This window comes from Streptomyces sp. GL_140, assembly GCF_057834465.1.
Genome location: NZ_CM174404.1, coordinates 4,555,982 through 4,568,374, shown reverse-complemented (window position 1 = coordinate 4,568,374; position 12,393 = coordinate 4,555,982). Strand labels below are relative to the sequence as shown.

Below are 12,393 nucleotides of genomic sequence, written 5' to 3'. Positions count from 1 at the left end.
CTCCGCTCACGTGCCTGCCGTAGTGGTCTTCAGGCCTGCGGCCCAGTCCAGACCGTGCTGGTTGTACGCGTGCACGAGGCGTCGTACCTCCTCGACATCCGCGCGGGTCACCGCATCGATCAGTTCGTTGTGGCCCGACCACAGCTCGGTGCGCAGGTGCGGTTCGGCCTTGAGGTGGGGCACGGCGAAGACCCAGCACTGCACGCGGATCCGGTGCAGGAAATCGGAGATGTACGTGTTGCCGACCAGCCCGCTCAGCTCCCTCCAGAAGCGCAGGTCGTAACCGATCAGCACTTCGAGTGAGCCGGTCAGAGCCGTCCGCCGTGCCTCTTCCGCCCGACGGCGCACCGACACCAGCCGCTCGCCCATACCGGGAGCGGTGCCGTGTTCGACGAGTCGGCGGAAGATCCCTTCCACGATCAGCGTACGAGCCTCGACCATGCCCCGGAAGTCGTCCACGGAAAAGACCCGGACTCGGAAGCCGCGGTGCTGCACGGAGTCGAGGAGGCCTTGCGCGGAGAGATCGACCAGGGCCTCGCGGACGGGGGTCGCGGAGACCTCGTACTGCTCGGCGATCTGCTTCACGGTGAATTCGGTCCCGGCAGGCAGGCGACCCGCGAGCACCTCGTCGCGCAGCGCGTCCGCGATCTGCTGGCGCAGTGTGTTGCGAGTGACAGCGCCGCTGCCTGGCATAGGGGTCCGTCTCCATCTGTGGGCTTGGGACACCTTAGGCCAGTCAGCCAGGCCGAAACCTTTCGGTTTGTGGCCGCTATGTGGATTTAGCGCCCGATATACGGACGACGCACCACTATTTTCTTGATCCTTAAACATTGATCGACCCTGTACGGGGCCTCGGCCGAGGCCCCGTACAGGGTCGTTCCCGCTGGTCGGCGGTGGTGGATCGGCAGATCCGGCCGGTCCGGGCCGCCGGCCGTCCGGACCGGCCGGCGGCCCGGCCTACGGACCGGACCGCGGACGGGTTTCGCTCCGTCAGGCGGAAACGTGCCGGTCGGCGACCTTCAGGGCGTCGTCCAGCAGGGCCAGGCCCTCCTTGGCGTCCGCTTCCGTGATGTTGCACGGAGGAACCACGTGGGTGCGGTTCATGTTGACGAACGGCCACAGCCCCGACGCCTTGCAGGCGGCGGCGAATTCGGCCATCGGCGCGTTGTCGGCGCCGGCGGCGTTGTAGGGGACGAGCGGCTCGCGCGTCTCCTTGTTCCGTACGAGCTCCAGCGCCCAGAAGGTGCCCAGACCGCGGACCTGACCGACCGAGGGGTGACGCTCCGCCAGCTCGGCGAGGGCCGGGCCGATCACGTTCTCGCCGAGGTGGGCGGAGTGCTCGACGATGCCCTCCTCCTCCATGGCCGTCATCGTCGCGACGGCCGCGGCGCAGGCCAGGGGGTGGCCGGAGTACGTCAGCCCGCCCGGGTAGGGACGTGTGGCGAAGGTCTCGGCGATCTCGGCGGAGATCGCGACGCCACCGAGCGGGACGTAGCCGCTGTTGACGCCCTTGGCGAAGGTGATCAGGTCGGGGGTGACGTCCCAGTGCTCGGCCGCGAACCACTTGCCGGTCCGCCCGAAGCCCGACATGACCTCGTCGAGGATGAAGACGATGCCGTAGCGGTCGCAGAGCTCGCGCACGCCGGCCAGGTAGCCGGGCGGCGGGGTCATGATCCCGGCGGTGCCGGGGACGGACTCCAGGATGATCGCGGCGATGGTCGCCGGTCCCTCGAAGGCGATGGTGTCGGCGAGGTGCGTGAGGGCGCGGGCGCACTCCTCGGCCTCGGTGGTCGCGTGGAACGCCGAGCGGTAGAGGTACGGACCCCAGAAGTGCACGACCCCGGCGGCGGCCGTGTCGGAGGGCCAGCGGCGCGGGTCGCCGGTCAGGTTGATCGCGGCGGCGGTGGCGCCGTGGTACGAGCGGTAGGTGGACATGACCTTCTGCCGACCCGTGTGCAGACGGGCCATGCGGACGGCGTTCTCGACGGCCTCGGCGCCGCCGTTGGTGAAGAAGATCTTGTCCAGGTCGCCCGGGGTCCGCTGCGCGATGAGGCGTGCGGCCTCGGAGCGGACGTCCACGGCGAATCCCGGAGCCAGGGTGCAGAGCGTGGCCGCCTGCTCCTGGATCGCGGCGACGACCTTGGGGTGCTGGTGGCCGATGTTGGTGTTGACCAGCTGGGAGGCGAAGTCGAGGTAGCGCTTGCCGTCGTAGTCCCAGAAGTAGGACCCCTCGGCCTTGGCCACGGCGAGCGGGTCGATCAGGGCCTGAGCGGACCAGGAGTGGAAGACGTGAGCGCGGTCGGCGGCCTTGACGGCGGCACCCGAGGTGACGTGAGGGGTCATGCGGTCACGCTAGAAGTGCGCAGGTGGGGAGGGATATCGGCGGACTGTATGGGGGTGGGGGGCGGGTCTCGGCAGTCTGTCTGCACTGGGGACGATTGACAGCATGCTGCTGAAATGCCAGCATGCTGTCATACAGGTTCTTCAAGCTTCTCCGGCGACAGCACTGGAAGCGAGGCAAGCACCATGAACGACACCGACACCCAGGGCGGGACCGACACCGACACCGACGGCGGGACCGGACCGGAACCCCGCGGACGGGAACCCCACGGACCGGAGGCCGGCGCCAGGGCCCCGATCCACGTGGCGGTCTACGACACCTACGCCGACTGGGAGACGGGCCACACCACCGCGCACCTCACCCAGCGCGGCTACGAGGTCCGCACGGTCGCCATCACCGCCGGACAGCCGGTCACCACCATGGGCGGCCTCCGCATCCAGCCCGACCTGGCCCTGTCGGAGCTGCGCCCCGAGGACTCGTCCCTCCTCACCCTGACCGGCGCCGGCCTGTGGGACGCGGGCGACGAGCTGGCCCCCTTCGCAGCGAAGGCCGGGGAGTTCCTGGCGGCCGGGATTCCCGTCGCGGCGATCTGCGGAGCCACGGCGGGCCTGGCCCGCACGGGTCTCCTGGACGGCCGTACGCACACCAGCGCGGCCCCGTTCTACCTCGACGGCCAGCCGGGCTACGGGGGCTCCGCCCACTACACCGAGGCCGACGCGGTCACCGACGGCGACCTGATCACGGCGGGCCCGACGGAACCGGTGGCGTTCGCCCGCGAAGTCTTCGCCCGGCTCGGGGCGTACGAGCCCGAAGCCGTGGACGCCTGGTACCGCCTCTTCCACGACTCGGACGCCACGGCGTACCCGATCCTGATGGCCGCCACGGAGCCACCCCATGCCTGACCCCACCCCGACCGACCCCACCGCGGGTCCCCCGGCGACGCCGCGGCTCCCGCCCCGGACCGGGACCCCGACCCCCGGCACCGCGTCGGGGCCGGGGCCGACCTCAGCCCCTGCTCCTACTCCGGCCGCGACCCCGGCTCCGGACTCCCGCACCGGGGCCGGTCAGGATCCGGACCCGCTGCAGCCCGCGGGGCCGACCGCCGGACAGAACCCCGGCTCCGGTCCGGGACCGGGACCGGGACCGGAACCCGCAACACCCACCGGGCCCACCGGGCCCACCGGGCCCACCGGGCCCACCGGGCCCACCGGGCCGGCGGCCTCGCCTCCGGCGGGAGAGCCGGCGGCGGGGGCCGGGGGCTTGCCCCCGGTTTCGGGAAGGGGCGGGGTGGGGGAAACCTCCACCCGTACCCGGCAGGACCTCCTCAGCCGCACCGCCCTCGGCGTGTTCCGCCTCAACGGCCAGTTCCTCTCCGTGTCCGAAGAGCTCGCCCGCCCGGCGGGGCTGACCGCAGCCTGGTGGCAGGTGCTCGGCGCCGTGCTCCGCGAGCCCCTCCCCGTCGCCGGGATCGCCCGAGCCATGGGCATCACCCGGCAGAGCGTCCAGCGCATCGCCGATCTACTGGCGGCCAAGGGCCTCGCCGAGTACGTCCCGAACCCGGCCCACCGCCGCGCGAAGCTGCTGCGCCCGACCGAGGCCGGCCGCGCGGCCGTCTCCCGCATCAACCCGGGTCACGCCACCCTCGCCACCCGCCTCGCGCAGGCCCTGGGCGAAGACGGCTTCGCCGAAACGGTCCGCGTCCTGGAACGCCTGTCGGCCGCCCTGGACACCTTGCCGCCCCCACCGGACTCCCCGGCGGCCTAGACCGCCTCTTTCGATTCTCGTCGGTCAAGTCCGCGTCGTCCGATGCCGTGCCTCGCGCTGCCGGGGCTCACGCGTACTGGACGTACTCGGGTGCCCCGGTAGCACGGCGAGGTGCGGTGCCGGGCGGCTCGGGCCCCGACAGGATCCGGAAGAGACGGCCGAGCCCACTACGGCAGCGTTCGCCCCTCAAGGAACGGCATCCGGCGCATGCACTCACCGTGCCGGACGCCACTACGGGGCGAACGTTGGCGGACGCACCACCTGGCCGGCCCAGCCCAGGTCCACCAAGACCGAACCTGACCACATCGGACCGGACGACGGGTCAGGCCCGCCCAGCCCAGACCGGTCCGCCCCAGACCGGACAAGGCCGGGCAACAGGCCAGGCCAACGCAGGCCAAGTCGCCCCGGCCAGCAGGCCCCAGGGCTGGACGAGGCCGCCAAGCCCACTGGACGGCGGGGAGAAGCGAGCCGGAAGAGCTACAGATCGGAGTGGCGTCCGATCAGGACAGCTGAAACCGAGTCGGACGATGAATCAGGTCCGGTCAGCGCGGACCAAGTAGGCAGGCCCAAGCCAGCACAGGCCAGGCCGCCGGGGGCCAAGTGACCCTGGACGGGACGGAAAAGCGGGCCGGACCGGCCACAGGCTGGCGTGGCATCGGATCAGAACAGCCGGAACCGAGTCGGTCGGACGCCAGCTCCGGGCAGGACGCGCCACCCGCTCCCCCACCAAATCAGCCCACGGCTCCGGCACCGCCACACCAGCCCCGCCCCCGCTCCGACACCACAGGCGCCAAACACCAAGCCCACAGGCCCTGTCCCCGGCAACCCCACCCACCCGCACTATCCTCATCCCCCGGCGAGTCCCAGGGGGAGGACCAACCCGTCATGGAACAACTGCACCCACGGGACCCGCACCACATCGGCCCGTACCGACTGCTCGCCCGCCTGGGCGCCGGCGCCACGGGCCGGGTCTACCTCGCCCGCGCCGAACACCACGGAAGCCCCGGAACCGGCACAGGCACCGGAACCGGCACCGGCACCGGCACCGGCACCGGCACCCGCCCCCACACCGCCGCCGTGAAACTGATCCGCCCGGCCCTCGCCGCCCACCCCGACTTCCGCGCCCGGTTCCGCCGCGAGGTCGCCGCCGCCCGCCTCGTCGGCGCAGCCTGGACCGCGCCCGTCCTGGACGCCGATCCCGACGCGGAAATCCCCTGGCTGGCCACCGCCTACATCGCCGGGCCCAGCCTCCGCCAAGCTGTCGACCGCGACTTCGGGCGGCTGCCGGCCGGCACGGTACGGGTCCTGGCCGAGGGGCTCTCGTACGCCCTCCAGGACATCCACCGCACCGGCCTCGTCCACCAGAACCTGAAGCCCTCCGACGTCCTGCTCACCATCGACGGCCCCCGCCTCATCGGCCTCGACACGGCCGGCACCCGCCCCGACCCCCACGCCTCCGGGCCCTACGCCTTCCTCTCCCCCGAGCAGATACACGGCACACCCGTGACCCCGGCCTGCGACGTCTTCGCTCTGGGCGCGGTCCTCGCCTACGCCGCCACCGGCCGGCCGCCCTTCGGGGACGCCGAGCAGCTCGGCGGTACCGCGGCGCTGCGGCTGCGCATATCCGAGGCGGAAGCGGACCTGGACGACGTCGCACCCGAACTGCGTGACCTCGTACGGGATTGCCTGCGCAAGGAGCCGACCGCGCGCCCGACGCCCGACGAGCTCCTCGCCCGGGTCGCCGAGGGCGGGGCGGCCGCCCCGGATCCATGGCTGCCGGAACAGGTCCTCGCGCGGCTCGGGCAGCACACCGTGGCCCTGCTCGAGCGCGAGGAAGCCGGCCCGGACCGCCGCCCCGAGCCCGCGGCGCCCGCGCGCCCGGCTCCCCCTCCGCACATGGGCGACCCGGAACCCGACCCACGGCCTCGATCCGACTCCCGCCCGGACTCCCGTCCAGGCTCCCGCCCCGGTTCCCGCTCCCGCTCCGTCGCCATGTCCGCCTCCACCGCCTTCCTCGTCGCCGTCGCCGCGGTCGTCGTCGCCGCCGCGGGCGGCTCGGTCTTCGCCATCATGAGCGGCGACGAACGCCCCCTCTACGCCCCCGGCTCCCCGCCCTCCAGCCCGACCGGGCCCGCCCGTTCCCTCTCCCCCTCCCCCTCCCCTTCGCCGACCGCGCCGAACACCCCCGCCGCGCTCCCCCCGGCCTACGCCGGCACCTGGCACGCCACCTCCGGCGCCGAGGCCTGGCACCTCACCCTCGCTCCCGGCACGGTCGGCTCCCCGGTCATGTCCCTGGTCCTCCGGTCGGCCGCCGGTCTCACCTGCTCCTGGACGGCGTCCTTGCACTCCGCCACCGCCGACGCGGTCGAGTTGGACCCCTCCGCCGTCACTCCCGACACCCCGTCGACCTGCCCGCCCGACGGCCGCAGCAGGCTGCGCCTGCTGCCCGGCGGGGAACTGGTGCGGGAGCTCACGGACACCACCGACACACCGCTGACCTACCACCGTCCCTAATTATTTCGATGTCAATAAGCCTGCAAGCAAAGCTTGTTGCATCTGAGGATCCCGCCGCACACTGCGGCACATGGAGCCGTTGAAGGTAGTGGCACAACTGTGGGAGCGGATCGAGGCACGGGACTGGGACGGAGTGGCCGCACTGATCGCCGAGGACGCGGTGATCGAATGGCCCGTCAGCGGCGAACGCATCGTCGGACGCGACAACTTCATCGCCGTCATCAGCGATGACGACTACACGGACGAGAGCCCCGTGGAAGTCCTACGGACCCTCGTGGACGGCGACCTCGTCGTCACCGAGGTGGAGATACCTCAGGACCACGTCGTCTACCGTGCCGTCTCCCTGTGGACCATCCGGGACGGAAAGATCACGCGCGCCCGGGAGTACTGGACCAGCCCCGGGCAGGACCCGGCCCCCCGCTGGCGCGCAGGCTACGTCGAACCGCTCGGCGAGCCCCTCACAGCGGACTGAACCCACGCCCCCAAGGGCGGCCACCACTGAACAGCCCCGACACGCCATCCGCTCCAACCCGCCCCCACCAACAGCCATTTCCCCCACCTGCCATGACGTTCGCGAACTGCACCCCGGGCCGTGGGCAGCCGCCGTCGCCTCCTACGTGTGGGGACAGGGCCGGACCGGCTACGGCCCGTACCGCCTCAAGGAGATCCTGGCCGAGCCGCTCGTCGCCGACGTGCTCGCCAAGGCGGGCGGCACTCTCCGGGAACAGGGCGCAGTGGCGGCGTACCGCGTGCTGAACGGAGCGGTGAAGGGGCTGGGGCCGGCCTTCTTCACCAAGCTCCTCTACTTCCTCGACCACTTCCCACCCCCGCGACCGACTCTCCCGCCGCCCCGCGTGCGCTGATCCTGGACCAGAGGGTCGCGCGCGTGGTGCGCGACCACGCCACCCGGGTCGGACTGGGCATCGGACTCACGTCCGCGGCGGGTGTGGCGGCCTGGATCTGGTCGGACGGCGGCTGGACGGCGCACCGTTACGAGGTGTACCTGCGCTGGATCACGGCCGCCTCCGGACAGCTCGCCTCCGCCGGGAGGGTGGCCCGGGTCGAGTCCGGACCTGCTGGAACTGGCCTTGTTCGACGGCGTCTGGGATCCAGCCGGACCGGCTGTCCTCTGACCCTGACCCTGAACCCGGCTCTGAGTCCGTCTCGTTCGCCCTCGCCCCGTACCTGTCCCCGTACCCGTAGCCCCTGTCATACCTGAGAGCTACTTGCGAAAGCCGCTCTCCAGCGGGACGCCGACCACGGACCCCGATTCCTAACTTCGTGACCAGAGAAGAACGCCGCACCACCCCCTCTGGCACGAGCGAAGGAACGGACCATGACCCGCCGACCCACCGCACGTCCCGACGGCCCGAACACCGCCGCCGCCGGCCGCCGCAGCGGCCGTCTGCGCCGCACGCTGCTGGCCGGACTGGTGGCCACGGCCGTCGTGTTGCCCGTATCCGCCGCCGCCTCCGCCGATGTCCCCGCCCCGGCCCCGGCGGCCTTAGCCGAAGCCGCCTCCCTTCCGGAGCGGTACGCCGCCAACCTCGCGAACCTCTCCGAGGCCGCCCGGATGGCCGGTGACGACGGCCGCACCGGCCGGGCCGCGAAGCTCCGGGCGATGGAGGCGGGCGGGGGTGCCCGGTTCTTCTCCTTCGACGGTCGCGGCAAGGGCCGCGCGACAGAGGTGTTCGGCGATCTGGAGACCGCGGACCGGATCACGGTCCTGGTCCCCGGGTCGGACACGACGCTGGACACCTACCAGAGGTTCCGTGCCGGGGCTGTCGTCCTTCAGCAGCGCCTCCAGGCCGAGCACAGCCGCTCCGCCGTGGTCGCCTGGCTCGGGTACGACACCCCCGGCACGGTCAGCCCGACGGTCCTGACCACCGGCCGGGCCGATGACGGCGCCGCCGAACTCGGGCCCTTCCTCTCCCACTTGGAACGGCTGACCGTCCCGGACGCCCGTCTCTCGCTCCTCTGCCACTCCTACGGATCCGTCGTCTGCGCCCGTACCGGGACCGGCCCCAAGGTCACCGACATGGCCCTGTTCGGCAGTCCGGGCACCGGCGCCGACTCCGTTGCCCGTCTGCCCACCGGTGCCCGGGTCTGGGCGGGCCGGGGCGCCGGCGACTGGATCGCGCGCGTCCCGCACGTGCGGCTCGGCGGGATCGGCTTCGGCACCGACCCGGTGGACCCGGCCTTCGGAGCACTGCCCTTCGCGGCCGGATCCGGTGGGCACAGCGACTACCTCAAGCCCGGCACCGCGTCCCTGAACAGCCTGGCTGCGATCGTGCTCGGCACCTCCCCGGCCACCGCCACCACCTCCACCAGCGCCTCCACCACCGCCGCCACCGCCCCCACCATCACCCCGGAGGTCTCCCGTGCGTTCGCCTGAGCTCCACGCCCGCTGGTCCGCCCTCGCGGACCGCATCGACGCCGGTACCCCCGCCCACCGGGACAGGGCCGTCGACGCCCTGCGGGCCTTCGCCATCCTCGGAGTGGTACTGGGCCACTGGCTGGTCACCGCGCTCATGTCCGCCGACGGCGGCCTGAGAACGACCAGCCCGCTGGCCCACATGAGCGCACTGGCCCCGGTCTCCTGGGTGTTCCAGACCCTGGCCGTCTTCTTCCTGGTCGGCGGGTACGTCGCAGCCCAGGGGTACGAGTCGGCGCGCGGGCGCGGAGTCACGTACGGCCAGTGGGTCGGGCAGCGGCTGGGACGGCTGTTCCGGCCGGTCGCCGCCGTCCTCGTGCTGTGGACCGTCGCGGCCGGCGGAATGCTGCTCGGCGGGGTCGGGACGGACACCGTCCACACCTTGCTCAAGCTCGTCCTGTCCCCCCTGTGGTTCCTCCTCGTCTTCGCCGCGCTCACCGCCGCGACCCCGCTCGTGGCCCGGCTGAGCCCCTTGTGGCCGCTGGCCGTGGTGGCCCTCGTCGACGGCTGGCGGTTCGGGCTCGGCGGGCCGGAGTGGATCGGCTGGGTCAATGTGGCCGCCGGCTGGCTGGTCCCCTACACCCTGGGGGCCGCCTGGTCCCGGGGCGCGTTCGCCCGGCGGCCGGAGTCCGTTGGCGGCGGCTCGCCGCGGGCGGCCGCCCTGCTGCTGGGCGGCGGGATCGCCGCCACCGCCGCGCTGATCCTCTGGGGCGGATACCCGGCGTCCATGGTCGGTGTCCCCGGGGCCGCGATATCGAACCTGAACCCGCCGACGCTGGCCGCCGTCGCCTTCGGCCTGGCCCAGTGCGGGCTGGCGCTGCTGGTGCGGGAGCCGCTGGCCCGCGCGATGAGTCGGCCGCGGGCCTGGGCGAAGGTGGCCCTGGTGAATCTGTCGGCCATGACGGTCTTCCTGTGGCACCAGACCGCGATGATGGCCGTCACCGCCCTGGGGCTGCTGGTCTCCACGGACCTGCCCGGCCTGCACACCGTGCCCGCTTCTCCGCAGTGGATAGCCGCCCGGCTGCTGTGGCTGCCGGTGTTCGCGGCCGCGCTCACGGTCTGCTGGGCCGCCTTCCGGACCTACGAGCAGGGCGGCCACCGCCCCAAGGGCCGCGCCCCGCGCGGATCTTCCGCAGCCGGGACCGTCGTCGCGGGGAGCGGCAGCCCGGTGGCCACTGCCAAGGAGACCGTTCATGCCTAGGCCGACAAGATCCGAAAGAGGCGGCCTAGGGTGGACCGCGTGAACGAGCGAAGCGAGCCCCCGGCACCGGCCGTGAGGAATTCCGCGGCCGACGCCACCGGCGGCGCCCCCTTGGCTCCGGCCGCCGGCCGCCCCGGCAGGACCTCGGCCGTGGTGCGCGATGTTGCCCGGGACCTGTTCGACTTCAGGTCCGACCCGCTCCCGAAGATGTCGCGGCCGCGCTGGCTGGCCTGGTTGCCGCATGTCGCACTCGTCTACCTGGCGGTGTTCTTCCGCTTCATCACCGTGGAACAGCTCAACGACCACTACGAGGTCACCACCGGCACGGCGGAGTGGGTGCTGCCGATCCTGACGGGCGCGGCCATCGTGGTCGCCCTGCGCCGACCGATGGCCGGATTCTGGCTCGGGCTGGTCACCGCGGCGCTGATCGCGTGGACGATCCACGACCACGTCGGGCAGGGCCAGCTCTGGCCCTGGCTGCCCGCCGGGATTTTCGCCTTCGCCCCGGTGCTGCTGCTCGTCGCCCTGCGCGTGCCGCCCCGGGTCACCATCGGGGCGGTCACGGTCACCATCGCCTACACCGGGCTGGCCGAGACGGTCTTCAAGCCCGACCACAGCGCCACCAGCGCCCCCGGCGCCGTCCTGCTCTTCGCCTTCACCGGCCTCCTCGGCTACGCGCTGCGCGCCGGCCGCCAGGCGCGCACGAAACTCGTCGAGCAGGAGACCCTCACCGAGGCCGAGCGGGCCCAGCGCACCCTGCTCGAAGAGCGCAGCCGGATCGCCCGGGAGCTGCACGACGTCGTCGCGCACCACATGTCGGTGATCTCCATCCAGGCCCAGGTGGCCCCCTACCTCGTGGAGAACCCGTCCGAGGAGCTGAAGGAGAATCTGGCGGGCATCCGCGCGAACGCCCTTGAGGCCCTGACGGAGTTGCGCCGGGTGCTGGGCGTGCTGCGCTCCGAGCATCCGGACGATCCCGCCAACCCGCATCATCCGCAGCCCACCCTCGCCGAGTTGGACGGCCTCGTGGACAACGTGCGGGCGGCGGGGCTGGACGTCACCACCGAGATCGCGGGCATCCGGCGCCCGCTGACCCCGGGAGTCGAGCTCACCGCGTACCGCATCGTGCAGGAGGCGCTGAGCAACTGCCTTCGCCACGCGCCCGGATCCCGCGTGGAGGTCGGCATCGCCTACGGGCCCCGCGAGCTGCACCTGTGCGTGGCCAACTCCGCGCCCACCCGGCCGGCCCCGCCGTCACCCGGTGCGGGACACGGGCTGCTGGGAATGCGGGAGCGAGCGGGCATGCTGGGAGGAGAGCTGGCCGCCGGCCCCCGCCCCGGCGGTGGGTACGAGGTGAGCGCCGTCCTCCCGATGGACCCCGCGACCCCGAACACCACCGGTCCCTCCCCCGAGACGAAGAAGGAAGCATGACTGCCCCGATCACGTCTGCCCCGATCAAGGTGATGATCGTCGACGACCAGATGATGGTCCGCCAGGGCTTCACCGTGCTCCTCAACGCCCAGCCGGACATCGAGGTCGTCGGTCAGGCCGTCGACGGCGCCGAGGCCGTGGCGAAGGTCGCCGACCTGGCGCCGGACGTGGTCCTGATGGACATCCGCATGCCCGGCATGGGCGGCATCGAGGCCACGAGCCTGATCACCGGCGCCCCCGGGGCCGCGGTGAAGGTGCTGGTGCTGACCACCTTCGACCTCGACGAGTACGTCTACGAGGCGCTGCGCGCCGGAGCCTCCGGGTTCCTCCTCAAGGACGCCTCGGCGGACCAACTGGCGGAGGCGGTCCGGGTGATCGCGGCCGGTGACGCGCTGCTCGCGCCGAACATCACCAGGCGCCTGATCACCGAGTTCTCCCGGCTGGGAGCCCCGCGGGGGCCTTCGAAGGCGCGGATCGAGGAGCTGACGGAGCGGGAGACGGAGGTCCTGTCGCTGGTCGCCCAGGGCATGTCGAACGCGGAGATCGCCGGTCACCTGGTCCTGGCCGAGCAGACGGTGAAGACGCATGTGGGCCGGATCCTGGTGAAACTGGGCCTGCGGGACCGCACGCAGGCCGCGGTGTTCGCTTACGAAACGGGTCTGATCCGTCCGACGGGGTACTGAGGTACCCCGGGTAGTACCTGAGAGG

12 protein-coding genes are annotated in these 12,393 nt (G+C 72.4%); 10 read left to right on the top strand and 2 right to left on the bottom strand.

The features are described 5' to 3' along the window. Positions 1–6 precede the first annotated feature (6 nt). A complete protein-coding gene (locus AC3IYJ_RS21390) occupies positions 7–693 on the bottom strand; it encodes a GntR family transcriptional regulator (RefSeq protein ID WP_489396393.1) in 687 nt (228 codons plus the stop codon). A gap of 297 nt (positions 694–990) precedes the next feature. Continuing rightward, positions 991–2,343: an aspartate aminotransferase family protein gene (locus AC3IYJ_RS21385; RefSeq protein ID WP_489396392.1), complete on the bottom strand. Its 1,353-nt coding sequence runs from the start codon at positions 2,341–2,343 to the stop codon at positions 991–993. A 183-nt stretch (positions 2,344–2,526) separates the two neighbouring features. Here AC3IYJ_RS21385 and AC3IYJ_RS21380 point away from each other — a divergent pair, with 183 nt between their 5' ends. From AC3IYJ_RS21380 to AC3IYJ_RS21335, 10 genes are all read left to right on the top strand, one after another. Further along, positions 2,527–3,243 carry a DJ-1/PfpI family protein gene (locus AC3IYJ_RS21380; protein ID WP_489396391.1) on the top strand — a complete coding sequence of 239 codons (717 nt, stop codon included), beginning with the start codon at positions 2,527–2,529 and terminating at the stop codon, positions 3,241–3,243. Positions 3,244–3,628: 385 nt separating this feature from the next. Further along, the gene (locus AC3IYJ_RS21375; protein ID WP_489396390.1) at positions 3,629–4,105 is read left to right on the top strand and encodes a MarR family winged helix-turn-helix transcriptional regulator; all 477 of its coding nucleotides are present in this window, start codon (positions 3,629–3,631) and stop codon (positions 4,103–4,105) included. Positions 4,106–4,990: 885 nt separating this feature from the next. Beyond that, entirely contained in the window at positions 4,991–6,619 is a 1,629-nt protein-coding gene (locus AC3IYJ_RS21370) for a serine/threonine-protein kinase (RefSeq protein ID WP_489396389.1), read from the top strand. Positions 6,620–6,689: 70 nt separating this feature from the next. Then, positions 6,690–7,091 (top strand): nuclear transport factor 2 family protein, encoded by a 402-nt coding sequence (locus tag AC3IYJ_RS21365; protein ID WP_489396388.1) that lies wholly within the window; start codon positions 6,690–6,692, stop codon positions 7,089–7,091. A gap of 46 nt (positions 7,092–7,137) precedes the next feature. Next, positions 7,138–7,482, top strand: a complete 345-nt coding sequence (locus tag AC3IYJ_RS21360) for an 8-oxoguanine DNA glycosylase OGG fold protein (protein ID WP_489402878.1) — start codon at positions 7,138–7,140, stop codon at positions 7,480–7,482. A 23-nt stretch (positions 7,483–7,505) separates the two neighbouring features. Continuing rightward, positions 7,506–7,838 carry a hypothetical protein gene (locus tag AC3IYJ_RS21355; protein ID WP_489396387.1) on the top strand — a complete coding sequence of 111 codons (333 nt, stop codon included), beginning with the start codon at positions 7,506–7,508 and terminating at the stop codon, positions 7,836–7,838. Positions 7,839–7,955: 117 nt separating this feature from the next. Next, positions 7,956–9,014, top strand: coding sequence for an alpha/beta hydrolase (locus AC3IYJ_RS21350; RefSeq protein ID WP_489396386.1), 1,059 nt, complete (start codon positions 7,956–7,958; stop codon positions 9,012–9,014). Continuing rightward, positions 9,001–10,254: an acyltransferase family protein gene (locus AC3IYJ_RS21345; RefSeq protein ID WP_489396385.1), complete on the top strand. Its 1,254-nt coding sequence runs from the start codon at positions 9,001–9,003 to the stop codon at positions 10,252–10,254. Before AC3IYJ_RS21350 ends, AC3IYJ_RS21345 begins: the two co-directional genes overlap by 14 nt. Before the next feature lie 39 nt (positions 10,255–10,293). Then, positions 10,294–11,685, top strand: a complete 1,392-nt coding sequence (locus AC3IYJ_RS21340) for a sensor histidine kinase (protein ID WP_489396384.1) — start codon at positions 10,294–10,296, stop codon at positions 11,683–11,685. After that, positions 11,682–12,368 (top strand): response regulator, encoded by a 687-nt coding sequence (locus tag AC3IYJ_RS21335; RefSeq protein WP_489396383.1) that lies wholly within the window; start codon positions 11,682–11,684, stop codon positions 12,366–12,368. The genes AC3IYJ_RS21340 and AC3IYJ_RS21335 overlap by 4 nt, the downstream gene beginning before the upstream one ends. The last annotated feature ends 25 nt before the right edge of the window (positions 12,369–12,393 follow it).